Origin of the sequence: Porphyromonas crevioricanis (assembly GCF_900167225.1) — a bacterium.
GTDB classification, from domain to species: Bacteria; Bacteroidota; Bacteroidia; order Bacteroidales; family Porphyromonadaceae; genus Porphyromonas; species Porphyromonas crevioricanis.
Map to the genome: position 1 here is coordinate 24,399 of NZ_FUXH01000003.1, position 18,738 is coordinate 43,136.

The 18,738-nt window shown below is 46.1% G+C and carries 13 protein-coding genes and 1 riboswitch; of the genes, 8 read left to right on the forward strand and 5 right to left on the reverse strand.

The window, feature by feature from the left end:
- The first annotated feature begins 82 nt into the window (after nucleotides 1-82).
- From B5D48_RS02290 to B5D48_RS02330, 8 genes are all read left to right on the forward strand, one after another.
- The gene (locus B5D48_RS02290; RefSeq protein ID WP_042120175.1) at nucleotides 83-3,460 is read left to right on the forward strand and encodes a T9SS type A sorting domain-containing protein; all 3,378 of its coding nucleotides are present in this window, start codon (nucleotides 83-85) and stop codon (nucleotides 3,458-3,460) included.
- Between the two features lie 801 nt (nucleotides 3,461-4,261).
- Nucleotides 4,262-4,498, forward strand: a riboswitch (cobalamin riboswitch).
- 292 nt (nucleotides 4,499-4,790) lie between these two features.
- Entirely contained in the window at nucleotides 4,791-6,251 is a 1,461-nt protein-coding gene (locus B5D48_RS02300) for a 4-hydroxyphenylacetate 3-hydroxylase family protein (protein ID WP_023936504.1), read from the forward strand.
- Nucleotides 6,252-6,282: 31 nt separating this feature from the next.
- Nucleotides 6,283-6,585: a NifU family protein gene (locus tag B5D48_RS02305; protein WP_023936505.1), complete on the forward strand. Its 303-nt coding sequence runs from the start codon at nucleotides 6,283-6,285 to the stop codon at nucleotides 6,583-6,585.
- Nucleotides 6,586-6,590: 5 nt separating this feature from the next.
- A complete protein-coding gene (locus B5D48_RS02310; protein ID WP_036887937.1) occupies nucleotides 6,591-7,883 on the forward strand; it encodes an acetyl-CoA hydrolase/transferase family protein in 1,293 nt (430 codons plus the stop codon).
- Between the two features lie 38 nt (nucleotides 7,884-7,921).
- Entirely contained in the window at nucleotides 7,922-9,040 is a 1,119-nt protein-coding gene (locus B5D48_RS02315) for a 4-hydroxybutyrate dehydrogenase (protein ID WP_023936509.1), read from the forward strand.
- A gap of 257 nt (nucleotides 9,041-9,297) precedes the next feature.
- On the forward strand, nucleotides 9,298-10,653 hold the full coding sequence (locus B5D48_RS02320) for an aldehyde dehydrogenase family protein (RefSeq protein ID WP_023936513.1): 1,356 nt from the start codon (nucleotides 9,298-9,300) through the stop codon (nucleotides 10,651-10,653).
- Between the two features lie 446 nt (nucleotides 10,654-11,099).
- Nucleotides 11,100-12,956 (forward strand): 2-oxoacid:acceptor oxidoreductase subunit alpha, encoded by a 1,857-nt coding sequence (locus B5D48_RS02325; RefSeq protein WP_023936516.1) that lies wholly within the window; start codon nucleotides 11,100-11,102, stop codon nucleotides 12,954-12,956.
- 4 nt (nucleotides 12,957-12,960) lie between these two features.
- Nucleotides 12,961-13,998 (forward strand): 2-oxoacid:ferredoxin oxidoreductase subunit beta, encoded by a 1,038-nt coding sequence (locus B5D48_RS02330; protein WP_042120178.1) that lies wholly within the window; start codon nucleotides 12,961-12,963, stop codon nucleotides 13,996-13,998.
- 524 nt (nucleotides 13,999-14,522) lie between these two features.
- On the opposite strand, the gene trxB is transcribed toward B5D48_RS02330, so the two are convergent.
- From trxB to B5D48_RS02355, 5 genes are all read right to left on the reverse strand, one after another.
- The gene (gene trxB / locus B5D48_RS02335) at nucleotides 14,523-15,467 is read right to left on the reverse strand and encodes a thioredoxin-disulfide reductase (RefSeq protein WP_023936353.1); all 945 of its coding nucleotides are present in this window, start codon (nucleotides 15,465-15,467) and stop codon (nucleotides 14,523-14,525) included.
- A 106-nt stretch (nucleotides 15,468-15,573) separates the two neighbouring features.
- The gene (gene serS / locus B5D48_RS02340) at nucleotides 15,574-16,848 is read right to left on the reverse strand and encodes a serine--tRNA ligase (protein WP_023936352.1); all 1,275 of its coding nucleotides are present in this window, start codon (nucleotides 16,846-16,848) and stop codon (nucleotides 15,574-15,576) included.
- 143 nt (nucleotides 16,849-16,991) lie between these two features.
- On the reverse strand, nucleotides 16,992-17,249 hold the full coding sequence (rpmA, locus tag B5D48_RS02345) for a 50S ribosomal protein L27 (protein ID WP_023936351.1): 258 nt from the start codon (nucleotides 17,247-17,249) through the stop codon (nucleotides 16,992-16,994).
- Between the two features lie 27 nt (nucleotides 17,250-17,276).
- Nucleotides 17,277-17,594, reverse strand: coding sequence for a 50S ribosomal protein L21 (gene rplU / locus B5D48_RS02350; RefSeq protein WP_023936350.1), 318 nt, complete (start codon nucleotides 17,592-17,594; stop codon nucleotides 17,277-17,279).
- Between the two features lie 135 nt (nucleotides 17,595-17,729).
- Nucleotides 17,730-18,716: an ROK family protein gene (locus B5D48_RS02355; protein ID WP_023936349.1), complete on the reverse strand. Its 987-nt coding sequence runs from the start codon at nucleotides 18,714-18,716 to the stop codon at nucleotides 17,730-17,732.
- Nucleotides 18,717-18,738 lie beyond the last annotated feature (22 nt).

The following is an 18,738-nucleotide window of genomic DNA, read 5'->3' on the forward strand; positions in this document are numbered from 1 at the left end:
CATTCATTCCCTTCCAATCGTCATTTTGCTGTAATCCTACAAGACAAATACAACAACCATTCATACAAATTCTTTAGTCCCAATGAAAAAATTACCAATCAGTTTGCTATACCTCGGGATCATATTTTTGTACAGTTTGTGCATGGTACCGATGCAAACCCAAGCCCAAGTCAGTCTGGGTGGAACTCCAAAAAGCTTTGTAATGCAAAGAATAGCCTCGGCGGGCTTTAGCAACTCCGGAGAAGCCCAAGTAAGGTTGCTTCCCCTAAATAAAAATATTGAAGACCTTATCGAGCAAGGGAGCTGGGATGGGGAAAATATCTCCGCTCGCCCCTACGTGATCGGAGACTGTGTGCGCACAGATATTGACATGGCCAGTCAGGCTGAACAGTTCAGGCTGGAAGATGGGACATTGGTATATCGTCTCAAAATGAAATCTCCAGAAGCCAAGGCTGTCTACCCTACCTACAGCCGTTTCCTGATACCGAAAGGAGCCAAATTGTATGTCTATAACCCGGACAAATCTGTGTTGCATGGGGCTTATACCCACGAGAGCAACCCCCTAGGAGGATCTTTTGCCTCTATGCCCGTGAGTGGGGAAGATATCATACTGGAGTATGAGTCTAATGAAAGAGGTGATGCTCCCGAAATCATCGTTGATGGCCTTGTGCATATCTTCCGCGAACAAGTTGCCAAGATGATGGATGTAAACCCCGGGGAAGACACATCAGAGTATCCCACTTGCATGATAAATGCCAATTGTCCCGAAGGAGACGACTGGAGAGATCAGAAAGCCGGAATTGTACAGATCTTTATCGTGTATGACAATGGTTCAACGACTTCTTGCTCGGGAGCTCTTGTAAACAATACAAACCAAGACTTCACACCCTATATCCTTACAGCTTCGCACTGTGCCGGATCCGGCTCACACTTCCCAGTAAGTCAAGAATCATTGAACAAATGGATATTCACATTCCACTATGTCAAGCCGGATTGCTCCAATGCCTCCTCGGCCACATCTTATGGCAAAAGTATGGTGGGATGCTCCAAAGTGGCCTATTTACCTTCTGTGGGTCATTCCGATGGATTACTATTGAAACTCAATCAGGATATTCCGCTTGATTACCGCGTTTACTATAACGGTTGGGATCGCAGACGCACTCCTCCTGCGAAAGGAGTGAGTCTGCATCACCCAATGGCGGATGCCATGAAGATCTCTATCTTCTCTCAGAGACCCAACATTACCTATTTCCGAGATTTCTTCGGCGATGGTGCATCCAAGGCTCATTTTGAAGTGACTTTCAATACAGGTACTGAAGGGGGATCTTCCGGCTCATCTCTCTTTAATGAGAAAAAGTTGATTGTCGGCACACTCACCGGAGGAGGTGAGCCTTGTAAAAATCCGGCCCGGCAGGATTACTATGGACGATTACATGCTCATTGGGATTGGTTCAAAGAAGAAGGGAATGATGTGCAAATGGCAACATTCCTCGATCCCAAAGAGAATGGTAAGACAGAAATGCTGGAGGGCACTTATCGAGAGAACAAACAGTATTACGAGCCTGTCGCCAGAGTAATGGCTATACCGTCTGACAACAAAGGTAATAGGGTGAAAGTAATTTGGACGGCCCCTGTAGGCATGGATAAAAAGACAGTTGCGGAATACCAAATCAAGCGTAATGGCCAGAATCTGAACATCAAAGTTCCCCACGTACACGGCACAGAATATTACCAGTTTGAAGATCAATTCAATGCAAATGATGTGATCAATGGGATGACGGACTACCAAGTGAGGGCATTATACAAAGAAGGTGACAGCCCTGTAGAGACAGCTTGGTCTCCCATCGTAGCTGCATACACCTTGGCAAACAGAAAAGTTGCAGGAGTGAAAGTCTCGAAAGAGGGTGATAAAGTACATCTCAGTTGGAACAAGCCTATTCTCTGCGCTGAATGGTCAAAAATAGGATCTGGAAACGATATTGAGTTTAAGCCCTTGCCCGTAGAGTACAGACCGCAGGGAACTCACGACACTTGGCCTCTAACACAACTCACTTATCGTGAGAGCTGGCCTTTCAAGGGGATGCCGTTCCGTGCAGTAGGGAATCACAACCAACTATATGTAAACCAAGTAAGCATGCTGCCAACAAAGGCCGGTACGAATATCTACGCCTACCTATCAGCCTATGACCCTGCCTACGAAGAAGGCTACAAGCCTACTATCATCAAAACACGAGTACCTAATGACTGGCAACCCGGCCAATGGGTACCGATTATTCTTCCCGAACCTTTCGTTGTTGATCCCCTGGGAACCTTCTTTGTAGGCTTTGTTACCGACAATGAGCTGCCAACTCCTGCAGGCATCGCTTATGCCGAAGGCAGTCGAGATGAGTATGCCACAAGTGAATCAGCCCTATTCTGGAATCCGGACACAAATGATAAGGGGAAAGGATTTTATTCATTGGAGCATTCCAAAGTAAAAACTTTCGGAAAAAACTATATGGCTATTCGTTTGCTCATTACAAATAGCAGCAAAAAGTTGCAGCAACCCATTACCGATGTCGCTGCCGGTAGCAAGGGTCTGGCTGTTCTACCCATCATAAAAGGCTATCAGATAAGGCGAAATGGAGAAGTTGTGGCCGAAGTAAAGGAACTTACCTACACTTCCGACATCGCAGCCAAAGAGGAAGATAAATATGAAGTCTTTGCCATATACGAAACCGATCCGGCTGTTTATCTAAATCAAGCTCAGGCGCAAAACACATTTGTAGTCAGTGGAATCTGCCAAGGAGAAGGTAGTTTGGAGATAACAGGCTTCGAGAATCTTAACGAGGTGCCATACGGAACAACTCTCTCCGTAAAGGCCCAACCAAACAAAAGCAAAGGCTATACATTGGAATCTATCAAAGCCGGTAATGAAGATATTACACGCAAAAAATCTTTTGTGGTAAAGTCGGATGTTGTTGTGAAAGCAATTTTTGTCCAAAAAGGACATCAAGTGAAACTTCGCAGCAATGCTCTGGGGAAAATTGAAATTGCTGGCTACACAAACGATCAGCTCAAATCAGTTCCTACAGGTACAGAACTCACGGTACTCGCCAAGCCTCAAGCAGACAATATCAAGCTCTCAAAACTGACTGCCAATGGCGAAGACATAATGCAGAGCATGAAGTTTGTAGTCACTACAGATACAGAAATCATTGCAGAGTTTGCCAAGACTGAGGGAATCAATGATGTTAGGAAAACAGGAATACAACTCTATCCCAATCCGGCAGACGACTATGTGGAAATTTCCGGAGCCGACAAGAATGCAGAACTGTTGCTGATGGAGCTAAATGGACAGGTACTGCTCCGAAGCATGACAGATGCCAACGGAGCTGCACGTATCGACCTCACACAATTTGCTCCAGGCAGCTACTTGCTACAAGTCGGCAAGTTGTCTCACAAACTGGTCGTTCAGTGAGCTGACTTTGGAAAAACAAATTCAGTTGTGATTGAGGGGGCTTTCTTCTCCATCGCAAAAAGATAAGCAAACAACACGAGGGTACCGTCAAATATATTTTGGCGGTACTCTTTCTTTTTTGAAGATACACACGATAGGTCTCAAACGAATTCCCAGAGGGGTATTTCTCTTCGCTAAAACTAACACATTTTGTAAAAATACAGTCGCAGACAAAACGACAAAAAAGAAAAGAAAAGAGACTGTTGCAGACTAACAGATATACCCCTTTTTATACGTCTTGTATAGGTCTATCAAAACACCGATGAACAGGGCATTCTAAAGGGGTCAAAATTCTCTCAGGAGAGAATTTTTGCTAACACAGGAGAGAGCAATTTTTTTCTCAGGAGAGAATTTTCATTCTCTCCCGTGTTAATCAAAATCGGCTCCCATCAGCATCAAAAAAAGATCGGAAAAACCCAATAAAAAGCCCCCGATCCGAGCAGAAAATGCACCGCAAACAGAACACAATAAAACACAGAAAAAAGCACAAAGAAACACTCAAGGAAATATATCATAGGTTCCGGACAAGTCCGAAAAACGAAGTGGAAAACTTATGCATGATATAAAGAAGGTATTAACAACACGACAGCCTCATGATTGTGCAACTCTACCTATTATATAATAGGTGTATAAACACGAGCTCTTTCGTCCCTATTGTGATTGATTTATGGAAAGATTCTGGATTGAGAACAAAGCAAGTCTTCTTGATATGAGACTTTTTCCTGCTTTGAGGGAGAAGGTTTGGTCTTTTGAATATAATACATACCTTTGTGTCGCTTTGGTGAGCGTAGCGGTAACCACTGTTGCGTTGTAATAGGGAATCCGGTGAAAGTCCGGGACTGTCCCCTCAGCTGTAAGTTCGAAAAACAAGAAGCAGCAATCTCACCGGCCACTTCCGCGCCCCGGGTGTTTTTATCCCAGGCTCCGCTTTCAAGGAAGGAGGGAAGGCCGTTGCTATCTCGAACAAGTCAGAAAACCTGCCAAGGCAAGCAGCTCTCAGCAACTCGGGGTGAAGGGTAACGAGAGTGATGTTTTTTTAGTCAATACAAGACAAGAGTAGTCTATGCGCTTGGATACAAGTCGCAGTTGCGTTATGGCCGTTTGGGGCATAATGCGCTGTGGGATGTCGCAGCCTATAGAGAGTTTGAGGACAAGGTTAATGGCTGTCCGAAACTCTATCCCTTTTGAGGAAGAATCATTTTTCCTCACAGGTAGATTGTCCTTGTCACCCGGTCTCGATCGAACGATCTAAATCACTTTGTAATACGAATCAACAAAAAACAGTGCTATTATGATGACAAGTCAAGAGTACATTGAGAGCATGCGCAAACTCAACCTGAAGGTGTATTTCATGGGAGAGCGCATTGAGAACCCTGTTGATCACCCCATGATTCGTCCTTCACTCAACTCTGTGGCCATGACCTATGAGTTGGCTGAGAAGCCTGAATATCAAGAGGTGATGACCGCCATTTCCAATCTTACTGGCAAGCGTATCAATCGCTTTTGTCACTTGCATCAGTCTACCGAAGACCTCAAGAATAAGGTAAAGATGCAGCGTCTGCTCGGTCAGAAGACTGCTTCTTGCTTCCAACGCTGCGTAGGGATGGATGCTTTCAATGCAATCTACTCTACTACATATGAAATGGATCAGGAGCTTGGAACAAGCTACCACGCTCGTTTCGTAGAATATCTCAAATATGTTCAGGACAACGACCTCGTAGTAGACGGGGCAATGACTGACCCCAAAGGGGACCGTGGCCTATCTCCTTCTCAACAGGAAGACCCGGATATGTATCTGCATATCGTGGAAGTGCGCGAAGACGGTATTGTCGTACGTGGAGCCAAGGCTCACCAGACTGGAGCTGTCAATTCTCATGAGCACTTGATCATGCCTACTGTTGCCATGAAAGAAGGTGACAAGGATTATGCTGTTTCATTTGCCGTTCCCGGTGACACGGAAGGTCTGTTTATGATCTATGGTCGCCAGAGCTGTGACACTCGTAAGACAGAAGCCGGAGCCGAAATAGACCTCGGTAACCCCACATTCGGAGGACACGAAGCTTTGGTAGTATTCGACAATGTGTTTGTACCCAACGAACGCGTCTTCATGTGTAAGGAATACCAATATGCAGGTATGATGGTAGAACGATTTGCCGGCTATCATCGTCAAAGCTACGGAGGCTGCAAAGTGGGTGTGGGAGACGTGCTCATTGGAGCTGCTGCTTTGGCCGCCGAATACAACGGTGTGCCTAAAGTATCTCACATCAAGGACAAGTTGATAGAGATGATACATCTGAATGAAACACTCTACGCTTGCGGTATTGCTTGTTCTTCCGAAGGTAAACCTACTGCATCCGGTAACTATCTGATCGACTTGCTTCTGGCGAATGTTTGTAAGCAGAATGTTACACGTCTGCCATATGAGATTGCTCGCCTGGCCGAAGATATCGCTGGAGGTCTGATGGTAACCATGCCATCTGAGCAAGACCTGCGTGATCCGGAGCTTGGCCCAGTGGTGAAAAAGTATCTCAAGGGAGCTGTAGGAAAAGATACAACCAATAGAATGCGTATCCTGCGACTGATCGAGAATATGACATTGGGTACTGCAGCTGTCGGCTACCGTACGGAGTCTATGCACGGAGCCGGTTCTCCTCAAGCCCAACGCATCATGATTTCTCGTCAAGGCAACTTGGAAGCCAAGAAACAAATGGCAAGAGAGATTGCTCGCATTGATACCTCTTTGGATAAGTAATAATATTCAAAAACTCTTAAGATAGAAGACGATGACCCGAAAACTACCGACCGAATCGGAGATCAAGGAGGTGTTGGACCGTGATGTCCGGCCATCTCTGATGAATCATAGCGGAGACGTTCAGCTAAAATCTATCCGCCCAGATGGTACGGTAGTTGTGGAGTTTTTAGGTTCGTGTCGCTTTTGCCCCGCTGCCCTGGATACGTTGGAGTCCTTGATAGGGGGAGCCTTTGCCAATTCTTTTCCTCAGTCCAATCTCCGAGTCGTATTAGGCGGGGGGGTAAGCGATAGTCTTTTGAGTGAAGCCAAACGCCTGATGGGTAAGACGCATTGAAAAGTATGAAGAACTCGTATCAATCGAAAGTTGTTAGTGCCCTGGAGGCTGTAAAACACATCCCTAACGACAGCTTGGTAGTTATGGGACATGCTGCAGCCGTGCCTCAGCTTTGTTCACAAGCTATAGCCGATAATTATCAGCAATATTCCAATGTGCGCATTTACCACATGCTTTGCTTGGGCAATGCGCCATATACAGCCCCTGAGATGCAGGGGCATATCACTCATGTGACCAACTTTGTAGGAGGGAATACTCGCCAGGCCGTAGCCGAGGGTAGAGCAGACTTTTTCCCGGCCTTCTTCTATGATGTTCCTCGTTATTTCCGAAATGGTCTGTTGCCAGTGGATGTAGCGGTAATACAGGTCTCCGAACCTAATGAAGAAGGATACTGTAGCTTTGGTCTTTCTTGCGACTATACCAAGCCGGCTGCCGAGTGCGCCAAAATGGTTATTGCAGAGGTAAATAAGCAGATGCCTTTTGTCGGAGGGGACAACTTTATACACGTAGATCAGATAGATTACATCGTAGAGGCCGATTATCCTCTCTACGAAATTCCTTTGCCCAAAATAGGAGAGGTAGAGCAAGCTATCGGAGCCAATGTCGCTTCCTTGATTCCCGATGGAGCCACATTGCAGCTTGGTATAGGGGCAATCCCCGATGCCGTATTAGGTTTTTTGGGCGAAAAGAAAGATTTGGGTATTCACACAGAAATGTTTTCCGACGGGGTATTGCAGTTGGTAAAGGATGGTGTGATTACCAACCAGGTCAAGCCTATCCACAAGGGAAAGCTCACTGCTACATTCTTGATGGGGACAAAAGCCCTGTACGATTTTGTAGACCACAATCCCGATGTAGATCTTGCACCTGTAGATTGGGTGAACAACCCGACCACTGTCATGCAGCTCGACAAGATTATCAGCATCAATAGCTGTATTGAGGTAGACCTCATGGGGCAAGTAGCCAGTGAAACCATCGGTCTCACACAGTTCAGCGGTACCGGAGGTCAAGTCGATTACGTACGTGGCGCAGCAATGGCCGATCATGGGGTAAGCATTATGGCTATGCCTTCAACGGCAAAAAAAGGGACCACTTCCCGCATCGTTTCTCTTCTGGCTGCGGGTTCTGCTGTCACGACATCTCGCTGTGATGTAGACTACGTGGTTACCGAATACGGCATAGCACATCTGCGAGGAAAATCACTAAAAGAAAGAGCTAAAGCCCTCATTGCGGTGGCTCATCCCCAGTTCCGCTCGGATCTGGAAGCAGAGTTTGCCAAACGTTTCCCGATGGCCTGATGCAGATTTTAGATTCATGATATAAACCACATATTGATATGCAACTATTCAAGTTAGGTACAGTCATTCACGAATTTGACAATTTTGCCGAATTTGCCAAGGGGTTCAATCTCGGTGAGCGTGACTTGGTTATTACCAATGCTTTCCTCCACGAACCTTTCATGGCCAATCTCGGTCTGAAATGCAAGTTTGTGATGCAGGAGAAGTATGGTTTGGGTGAGCCAAACGACGAAATGATGAATGCCATCCTGCGGGATACCAAGGGTACTGACTTCGACCGTGTAATCGCTGTTGGCGGTGGTACGGTGATCGACATATCCAAATTGTTTGTGCTGAAAGGTTTGGGCGAAGACGTCCTCCCTGCTTTCGACAAGAAAATTCCTCTGGTGAAAGAGAAAGAATTGGTAATCATTCCTACAACCTCTGGTACAGGTAGTGAAGTAACCAATATCTCCATCGCCGAGATCAAGAGCCGTCATACCAAGATGGGCTTGGCTGATGATGCCATATTGGCCGATCATGCTGTGATCATTCCCGAATTGCTACGCGGTTTGCCTTTCAAGTTCTGGGCCGCCAGCTCTATCGATGCCCTCATTCATGCTGTGGAATCATATGTATCTCCTAAGGCTAACGTTTACACTCGTATGTGCAGCCTTACAGCCATGAATACCATATTAGATGTGTTCAAGGGCGTTGCTGCCAAAGGCGAAGAATACCGCTATGAAAGAATGGGAGATATGCTCATGGCTGCCAACATTGCCGGAATCGCATTTGGCAATGCCGGAGTAGGAGCCGTGCATGCTCTTTCTTACCCTCTGGGAGGTAACTACCATGTGCCACACGGAGAATCCAACTACCAGTTCTTTACGACTGTGTTCAAGGCCTATCAAGCCAAAAAACCTCAAGGATCAATTGTTGAGCTCAACGAAAAACTGGCTGCAGCATTAGGCTGTGAGGCTTCGGTTGTGTATGAGCGCATGGATGACTTGCTAGGTCGTTTGATTGCCAAGAAACCTCTTCGTGAGTATGGCATGAAGGACGAAGAAGTACGAGGATTTGCCGAAAGTGTTTTGCAAACTCAACAAAGATTGCTCAACAACAACTATGTGGAGCTGTCTGTAGATGAGATAGAGGCAATTTACCGCAGCCTGTTTTAAGTAAAAAATACGTATAAGATAGGAAAGAAAGCAAAGAGGGAAGGGAAACCTCCACCTCTTTGCTCCCCAAACCACGAAAGACTGGGGAGGAGTTCCTGGTGAACCTCTCCAAAGCATCTGAAAAAACCACACAGATGTGCTACCCGATGCTTGCGCCGGTGCAACGGTGTGAGTAAGAGTTCGCACCGGCCAAGCTCAGGTACAAAAGTCTGGATTTTATCATTGATCATCGATAAACCCAATACAAAAATCCTATTATGGAAATTCGTGAAATGATTGAGGCCGCACGTAAGGCCCAACAACTTTATCAAGCTCGCTTCGATCAGCAAGCTGTAGACTTGGTAGTACGCGCTGCCGCCAAAACAATTTATGACAATGCCGAGCTCTTGGCTCGTGAAGCCGTAGACGAAACTCAGATGGGTGTTTACGAGCACAAGGTCGCCAAAAACAGAAACAAATCTAAGGGAGTATGGTACAACCTTAGAGACAAAAAATCCATGGGCGTTCTCTCTATAGATGAGCGTACAGGGATGATAGAAATAGCCAAACCAATAGGCGTGGTTGCCGGTATAACGCCGATGACAAATCCGATCGTTACACCTATGAGCAAGATTATCTTTGCCCTGAAAACACGCAACGCGATAATCATCGCACCACACCCAAAGTCGAAGCGTTGTTCGGCCCACGCCATTGATTTAATACTTGAGGCAATAGCTCCTTTTGGTGTACCCGAAGGTATGGTACAGGTAATCCGTGAGCCGAGCATTGAGAAAACTCAAGAACTGATGTCCTTGGCCGACGTAGTAGTAGCTACTGGTGGTATGGCCATGGTACACTCTGCGTACTCTTCTGGTAAGCCTTCATTCGGTGTGGGAGCCGGTAACGTACAGGTTATCCTCGACCGTTTCATCGATTTCGATGACGCTGCAGAGAAAGTTATCACTGGTCGTTCTTTCGACAATGGTATCATTTGCTCAGGAGAGCAGTCTTTCATCTATCATAAAGATGACAAAGAAGAGGTGTTCCGTGCATTCCGTGCTCATGGAGCTTACTTCGTACCGGAAGAAGATAGAGACAAAGTGATCAACGCTATTTTCGAAAACGGCTCTATCGCTCGCGACATCGTAGGTAAGGGAGTGCAGGTGATCGCGAAAAAGGCAGGCATCACATGCCCCGAAGATACACGTGTGTTGGTTGTTGAAAGCCACGGATATGGTAAGGACGATATGGTGAGCAAAGAGAAGATGTGTCCGGTAATGGGAGCTTTCCCTTACAGCAACTTCGAAGAGGCTCTCAAGATCGCAAAAACCAACCTCTTCCTCGAAGGGAATGGTCACACAGCCGGTATTCACTCCAATAACCAAGCCAATATCATCAAGGCTGGTAGTGAAATCTCTGTAAGCCGTGTCATCGTGAATGCTCCTTGTGCAACTACTGCCGGAGGTTCTATCCAGAACGGTTTGGCCGTAACCAACACATTGGGCTGCGGATCTTGGGGTAACAACAGTATCTCTGAGAACTTCACATACAAGCATTTGCTGAATATCACACGTATAGCACCGATTTCCGCTCGAATCAAGGTGCCTACTGATCAAGATATCTGGGAGTACTAAAAACAGTTTCGCTCAGACTATAGATTTAATCCTAAACGAGAAGAGAGGGGTGATGAGAGATAAGCTCCACCCCCTCTCTATATTTTTAAGCTAATGGACTTTGGGTTGGGTGTACCGAGTCTTACACATCGGATTTTGAGCAAAAAATCTATCTATCCTGATAGTTGTTGTTGATCTTGGGTTCGTTTTTCTTGTGAAAACGTACCTTTGTCTACATACCGCTGTCGGGCTTTTTTGTTTCATTGCTATCCAGCTCGGATAATCCCTGCTCTTTGCGATATATTATTACTTCTCTACAACCTATCGAACGAGAAAGCCCTCTGAGTGGTTATGTAGAAAACCTCCTTGTATTCCGTCCCTGTTTTGAGGAATGACGCGGAACAGGTAGAGAATCGGGGAGTCATGTAAGCAAGCGACAATTACAATCTAAAACAACACAAATAGTAATGACGAAGAAAGTAGAAGTGAAGGATCTCCCCTATGTGGTGGTTCGCTTCAGCGGAGACTCCGGTGATGGGATGCAGCTCACTGGAACAATCTTCTCCGATCTCTCTGCCGTTTTGGGGAATACCATCTCGACCTTCCCCGATTTTCCAGCCGAGATACGAGCTCCTCAGGGTTCACTTGGAGGGGTATCTGGCTTTCAGGTGCAGATCGGTACCAACCAGGTAATGACTCCCGGAGACTTGGCCGATGTGCTCGTGGCAATGAATCCCGCAGCTCTCAAGGTTAATAGGAATCACCTCAAGGAACGCTCTATCATTATTATAGATAGCGACTCCTTTACTTCTAAAGACCTGGAAAAGGCTGAATACAAGACAGATGAGCCTTTTGAAGAAATCGGGCTGAATACACAGCAAGTAATCTCTGCTCCTATTTCGTCAATGGTTAAGGAGGGACTTGCAGAGTTTGGCTTGGATAATAAATCGGCCCTGCGATGCAAGAATATGTTTGCCTTGGGTCTGGTTTGTTGGTTGTTCAATCGTCCAATGGATCATGCTTTTGAGTATCTCAACAACAAATTCAAGAAAAAGGACGATATCCGTAAAGCCAACATTAAGGCTCTTACAGATGGTTTCAATTATGGAGCCAACACACATGCCTCTGTATCGACCTATCGCATCGAAGGGAAAAAACAACAAGCTGGTAGATACCTCGATGTCAATGGGAACAAGGCTACATCCTATGGTTTGATAGCAGCTTCCGAACGAGCTGGACTGAACCTCTTTTTAGGATCCTACCCTATCACCCCCGCTACAGATATTCTCCATGAGTTGGCTAAGCACAAGGCTCTTGGGGTAAAAACGGTTCAAGCCGAAGACGAGATTGCCGGTATTTGTACGGCTGTCGGAGCCTCTTTCGCAGGAAATTTGGCAGTAACCACAACTTCCGGTCCCGGTTTGGCTCTCAAGAGTGAGGCTATAGGTTTGGCTGTCATGGCCGAACTCCCATTGGTGATTGTGGATGTGATGCGCGGAGGACCTTCCACTGGTTTGCCCACCAAGAGTGAGCAAACCGACTTGCTACAAGCCCTGTACGGTCGCAATGGAGAGAGCCCTCTGCCTGTAGTTGCGGCTTCCACTCCTGCACAATGTTTTGAAGCAGCCTTCTGGGCTGCTAAGCTGGCTGTAGAACACATGACTCCGGTCATATTGCTGACGGACTCTTTTGTAGCAAACGGCTCTACAGCATGGCGTATACCGGACATGAGCTCCCTACCCTCTATCGAACCTAATTACGTGTCTAACTATAAGGAAGATCGGCCTTGGAAAGCTTATCGCCGTGATTCTGAATCGCAGGTTCGCTATTGGGCTATCCCAGGACAAGACGGTTACCAGCATCGTTTGGGTGGATTGGAAAAAGACTTTGATACAAGTGCCATCAGCACGCATCCAATGAACCACCAACTTATGGTACGCACCCGTCAGGCTAAGGTGGATTACATATCTAACAAAATCCCTGAATTGGAGGTACTGGGAGATGTTGAGGATGCCGATCTGCTCATCGTAGGCTGGGGAGGTACATATGGTCACCTCTATGCCGCCATGGAAGAGATGCGTCTTAATGGCAAGAAAGTTGCCTTGGCTCACTTCAACTTCATCAACCCCCTGCCTCGCAATGCAGCAGAGGTACTGCTCAAGTATAAGAAAGTTGTCGTAGCTGAACAGAATTTGGGTCAGTTTGCCATGTATCTGCGTTCTAAGGTGCCCGGCTTCAACCCAATGCAATTCAACAGAGTGAAAGGCCAGCCCTTCATTGTGGCTCGCTTAGTGGAGGAGTTTTCTAAGATGATAAATGAATAAAGCCATGCAAGAGAATACAAATCATACTGCTTGCCCTGTGTACGAAGCAAAGAATTTCAAAAATGAGCAGCTCGTGCGCTGGTGTCCCGGCTGTGGCGACCATGCCGTATTAGCGACTCTGCACAAAGCAATGGCTGAGGTTGGCATTGCCCCGCATAATACCGCCGTAATTTCGGGTATTGGCTGTTCTTCTCGTCTGCCATACTACATGAATACGTACGGATTCCATACAATTCATGGTCGTGGTGCAGCTATCGCCACCGGTGTTAAGACTGCAAATCCCGAGTTGAGTGTTTGGCTCACCACGGGAGACGGAGATAGTTTGGCAATCGGAGGTAACCATTTTATACATGCCATCCGTAGGAATATAGATATCAATATTGTCCTCTTCAACAACCGTATCTATGGTTTGACCAAGGGACAGTACTCTCCGACATCGGCCAGAGGCTTTGTTTCAAAAAGCTCACCCTACGGCACTGTGGAAGATCCTTTTATTCCGGCAGAGTTGGCCATGGGAGCCAGAGGTAACTTCTTTGCTCGAGGCATAGATGTGGATATGCGCAATCTTCAGGACTGCATGGTAGCTTCTGCCAAGCATAAGGGAGCAGCTGTTACAGAGGTCTTGGTAAACTGCGTCATCTTCAACAATGGAATCCACAAGACCATCACCGACAAAGATGTAAGAGACGACAGAACAATCTTACTGAAACATGGTGAGAAAATGATCTACGGAAAAGACAAGAACAAAGGGATTGTTCTTGATGGTCTAAAGCTCAAATCCGTGACCATGGGACAAGATGGCTATACTATGGATGATGTGTTGGTACACGACGCTCACGAGCCTTCCAACACGCTACATATGATGTTAGCCATGATGAATGGTGAGGAGTTGCCAATTGCTCTCGGAGTAATACGAGATGTAGAAGCTCCTACTTATGACGAATCGGTGACTAAGCAAATCGAAGAGGTTCGTGCAACCAATCCGGCACGCTGCCTGTTGGACGTATTGAATCGTGAATCTCACTGGGATGTCGCCGATTGAGCTTTTATAGAGAATCTCTCCGGCAAGAATTTTTGTCGGTCTGATATACTTTGGGAAGGGCTGTCTCATCAACTTGAGACAGCCTTTTTCGCTCTCCCTTCTTCCTCTCTTTCCTTCTTCCTCCCTCTTTCTTCATCCTGTTATCCTCCAAAAACACTAAAGCAGACTTTACAAAGACTAATCAAGGCTATTTGATTAGTCGCACGATTGGAATACTATGATGGAAACTTATTCAGCAAAAGGGATTACTTCGTAACCCCTCCAAAAGGCTCTTGAAATAGTTTTTTAGTTGGACTTTGCAGAATAAAACTATTGAGATTTAAGAGAAAATGAAGTATCGAGTATGCATCCTAAAAATCCGAATGTCGATAACAATGCAGCAAATGCTGTATTGTGCAGTGGCATGAAAAAACTTCGGAGAAGAAATCCTTGTAAGGATTTCTTCTCCGAAGTTTTTTATTCCCTCCGCTGATAGGGAAGGATGGTTTGTTCCTTTTTTATCTTACCAAAGCAAAAATAGAGTATTACAAACCATGCTCTCCCAAATAGCGCTCGGCCTCGATAGCGGCTTTACATCCCGACCCAGCAGCTGTGATAGCCTGCCTGTAAAGAGGGTCAGCCACATCTCCCGCAGCAAAAACCCCTGGAATATTGGTTCGGGGAGTAGCACCCAAAGTTTTGATGTAGCCTTGTTCGTCAAGCTCTATATAGTCTTTGAATACACTCACATTAGGAGTGTGTCCGATAGCAAGGAAGAATCCATCAATATTGATATCAACCATCTGTTCATCCGCTTCACCTTTACGCTTTACGAGATGAGCGCCTTCCACTCCATTTTCACCAAATAAGCCAACAGTATTATGCTCGAACAGAACTGTGATATTTTCTTTGTTCATCACTCTTTCCTGCATCACTTTGGATGCTCTCAAGAAAGGTTTGCGAACAATCAAGTATACATGTTCAGCGAGGGAAGACAGGTAGAGGGCTTCTTCGCAAGCTGTATCACCACCACCTACCACTGCTACTTTCTTCTTACGATAGAAGAAGCCATCGCAAGTTGCACAGGCAGAAACACCCATACCGGCATATTTGGCCTCATCTGGTAACCCCAAATATTTTGCCGAAGCTCCAGTGGCTATGATGAGCGTATCGCACTCTATTTCCTTTTCTCCATCTATTGTAAGCGAATACGGAGCTTTGGATAGATCGGTAGATGTCACAATCCCGGTTCTGAGATCGGCCCCAAAGCGAGCAGCCTGCTTGCGCAAATCTTCCATCAACTCCGTTCCCTGAGTTCCTTCGGGATAGCCGGGAAAGTTTTCTACCTCAGTGGTAGTTGTCAACTGCCCTCCGGGCTGAATTCCTTCGTAAAGCACAGGGTTGAGATTTGCTCTTGAAGCGTAAATGGCTGCCGTATATCCGGCCGGACCGGAACCTATAATAAGGCAGCGTACATGCTCTTTGCTCATATGATTATTGTTTTCTGTTATGTGATTATAAACTACGCTACTATAACCGGATAAAGGGAGGAAAAGTTATGCATCCCTCTCCTTTTGTTGGACTTAATTACTCCGATCAATCTATTATATCAAATCCGGTGTAGGGTCTGAGGACTTGAGGAATCACAATTCCTTCCGGAGTCTGGTTGTTCTCAAGCAATGCTGCAACAATACGAGGAAGCGCAAGAGCCGATCCATTCAATGTATGACACAGTACGGTACGCTTGTTTGCCTCATCCTTGTAGCGACACTTTAAGCGATTGGCCTGATAGCTTTCGAAGTTCGATACAGAGCTAACTTCTAACCAGCGATCTTGAGCAGCAGAATAGACCTCAAAGTCATAGGTCAGGGCGGATGTAAAACTCATATCTCCACCACATAATCGCAGAATACGCCAAGGTAACTCAAGAGCCTCCACCAAGGTCTGCACATAGGCTACCATTTCATCAAGACGCAGATAAGAACGCTCCGGATGCTCAATACAAACGATCTCTACCTTATCGAACTGATGCAGACGGTTAAGCCCTCTCACATCCTTACCATAAGAACCTGCCTCACGACGAAAACAAGCCGAGTAAGCCGTATTGCGAATAGGTAAATCACTCTCCTTGAGTATGACATCCCGGTAGATATTAGTCACAGGCACTTCTGCTGTCGGAATCAAGTACAAATTATCAATCCCGACATGATACATCTGCCCCTCTTTGTCTGGCAATTGTCCTGTACCATAGCCCGAAGCCTCATTAACTGCCAATGGAGGTTGTACCTCCAAGAAGCCTGCTTCGCGTGCCCGGTCGAGGAAAAAATTGATCAAGGCACGTTGCAACCGTGCTCCTTTTCCTTTGTAAACAGGGAAACCAGCTCCTGTTATTTTGACTCCCAATTCAAAATCGATAAGGTCATATTCTTTGCAAAGCTCCCAATGTGGTAACTTTTTCTTGGAAAGATCCGGCATTTGGCCTCCCGTTGCCACACAAAGATTATCTTCAGCTGAAGTTCCTTCGGGTACCAGATCACAGGGTAAGTTAGGTATTGTGAGCAAGATATCTGTTATCTGCGTCTCTATATGTACCAGCTCCTGCTCATTCTCTTTACATTCGGCTTTGAGTGTCGCCACGATAGATTTGGCGTCCTCGGCAGCTTGCTTGTTCCCTTGTTTAATCAAAAGACCGATCTCTGCAGCTTTCTTCTTCTGCAGCTGCAGAGAATCATCTACCTTCCTTTGGATACTCTTCCTTTTCTCATCGAGCTGCAAGACTGTACTAATCTGTTTTTGGGCATCAAATCGTTTGATAGCCAAACGTCTGATTACTTCTTCGGGCTGCTCGCTTATTTGCTTCAAGGTTAGCATATTACACTGATATTTTTACTTGCAAATTACATATTCGTCACAGCCAATCATCGAACTATGACAAAAGACAAAAGCGAACATCCGGAGGAGTATGAGCCTCGGAGGTTCGCTTTTCTTCTAATGAGATATGAGTCGCTCTCTGCTTATGCCTCCGCTTTCACAGAGACATATGAGCGGTTGTTTTTCTTGCGTGTAAATACCACAACTCCATCCACCAAGGCATAAAGAGTATGATCTTTACCCATACCTACATTTACACCCGGGTGATGCTGTGTACCACGCTGACGAACGAGGATATTACCTGCCTTTGCAAACTCGCCACCGAATAGTTTTACACCGAGGCGTTTGCTTTCTGATTCACGGCCGTTCTTAGAACTACCTACACCTTTTTTGTGTGCCATTGTCTGTTCGTTTCTTTGTGGTTAAAGTTATGCTACGACTTCTTTCACTCTCACTTCGGTAAATTGCTGACGGTGACCATTCAGCTTACGGTAGCCTTTTCTACGCTTTTTGTGGAATACCAACACCTTGTCTCCCTTCACAAGAGGAGAAAGGACTTCACATACCACCTTGGCGCCCTCAATCAGAGGAGTACCCACCTTCACAGCTCCGTCATTGTCTACCAACAGCACCTTGTCAAACTCAACTTCGGCTCCCAATTCAACACCTTTGATGTGATGAACAAAGAGACGACGTCCCTGCTCTACCTTAAACTGCTGTCCTTGCATTTCTACGATAACGTACATCTTTGCTTGTTATTCTGTAAGTTTTGCCCCGTAAGGTGAGACCCATTCGATCTACTTATCCTACCCTACACAGGATTTCGGGCACAAAGGTAGTATATAATTCTCGTCCTGCAATCTCGTTTCGGTAACGCTATCTTATTGAGCTTGCCAGCCCATTGCTGCTGCTCCAAGGATTGCAGCTTCATTCTCAGGAAGAGAAGAGCACAGGAGCTGCACCCCATCCTCATATATATGCAGCAGATTATCCTGCATCGCCTTGCGCATGGGAGCAAAGAGCAATTCTCCAGCTTTAGTCAGTCCTCCGAAAAGGATTATCGCTTCAGGATTAGAGTAGGCAACAAAGTTGGCAAGTGCTTCCCCCAATATGGTACCTGCTTCCTCAAAAACACGGTTTCCTAACTCATCTCCTTTCATTGCAGCTTCGTAGACATCCTTGGCCGTCAGCTGGCTAGTCTGTTGTAGAGACAGAAGGCTTCTCTCCTTGTAGCGAGAACTCTGTAAATATTCCCTTGCAGACATGGCCACAGCCGAGGCTGAGACATAGGCTTCAAGGCAGCCCCTACGACCGCAAGCACAAGGACGTCCCCCCGGACGCACAATCACATGCCCCAGCTCTCCCGCCAAAGCCTCTTTGCCATAGACTAATTCGCCATTAGAAACAATACCACTCCCAACACCTGTACCGAGGGTGATGAGGATAAAATCCTTCATTCCTCGAGCCGCTCCATAGATCATTTCTCCAATAGTCGCAGCATTGGCATCATTATTGAGCACCACAGGTATATCAGTCAACTTACGGGTAGCAACCGAAAGAGGAATACCATTAAGCCATGGCAAATTAGAGGCCTTATGAATCTTGCCTGTAAAGTAATTGGCGTTGGGGGCTCCGATACCTATACCACGAATGGCTGTCCGATCGACATTGGCATCTATAACTCTGTGGATGACATTCGACAAATCTTGAATATAAGTCTCTGCATGCTGATAGCTATTTGTCGCCAGTTGTTCTGTCTGCAGAATATGACCGTCTCGATCCACCAAGCCTATCGTAGTAGTAGTACCACCAATATCTACACCCACAACATATTGGGATGTCCGAGAGACAATTTCTGTATTACTCATAGTTTGTGCTTGTCTGAAACTG

What these genes read in the sequence shown, in the direction of transcription:
- trxB (WP_023936353.1), bottom strand. Translation starts at nt 15,467, where the DNA reads ATGAGCAAAGAGCATGTACGCTGCCTTATTATAGGTTCCGGTCCGGCC.
- B5D48_RS02310 (WP_036887937.1), top strand. Translation starts at nt 6,591, where the DNA reads ATGAAGAACTCGTATCAATCGAAAGTTGTTAGTGCCCTGGAGGCTGTA.
- rplU (WP_023936350.1), bottom strand. Translation starts at nt 17,594, where the DNA reads ATGTACGTTATCGTAGAAATGCAAGGACAGCAGTTTAAGGTAGAGCAG.
- B5D48_RS02315 (WP_023936509.1), top strand. Translation starts at nt 7,922, where the DNA reads ATGCAACTATTCAAGTTAGGTACAGTCATTCACGAATTTGACAATTTT.
- B5D48_RS02325 (WP_023936516.1), top strand. Translation starts at nt 11,100, where the DNA reads ATGACGAAGAAAGTAGAAGTGAAGGATCTCCCCTATGTGGTGGTTCGC.
- B5D48_RS02305 (WP_023936505.1), top strand. Translation starts at nt 6,283, where the DNA reads ATGACCCGAAAACTACCGACCGAATCGGAGATCAAGGAGGTGTTGGAC.
- B5D48_RS02300 (WP_023936504.1), top strand. Translation starts at nt 4,791, where the DNA reads ATGATGACAAGTCAAGAGTACATTGAGAGCATGCGCAAACTCAACCTG.
- serS (WP_023936352.1), bottom strand. Translation starts at nt 16,848, where the DNA reads ATGCTAACCTTGAAGCAAATAAGCGAGCAGCCCGAAGAAGTAATCAGA.
- B5D48_RS02355 (WP_023936349.1), bottom strand. Translation starts at nt 18,716, where the DNA reads ATGAGTAATACAGAAATTGTCTCTCGGACATCCCAATATGTTGTGGGT.
- B5D48_RS02320 (WP_023936513.1), top strand. Translation starts at nt 9,298, where the DNA reads ATGGAAATTCGTGAAATGATTGAGGCCGCACGTAAGGCCCAACAACTT.
- B5D48_RS02290 (WP_042120175.1), top strand. Translation starts at nt 83, where the DNA reads ATGAAAAAATTACCAATCAGTTTGCTATACCTCGGGATCATATTTTTG.
- rpmA (WP_023936351.1), bottom strand. Translation starts at nt 17,249, where the DNA reads ATGGCACACAAAAAAGGTGTAGGTAGTTCTAAGAACGGCCGTGAATCA.
- B5D48_RS02330 (WP_042120178.1), top strand. Translation starts at nt 12,961, where the DNA reads ATGCAAGAGAATACAAATCATACTGCTTGCCCTGTGTACGAAGCAAAG.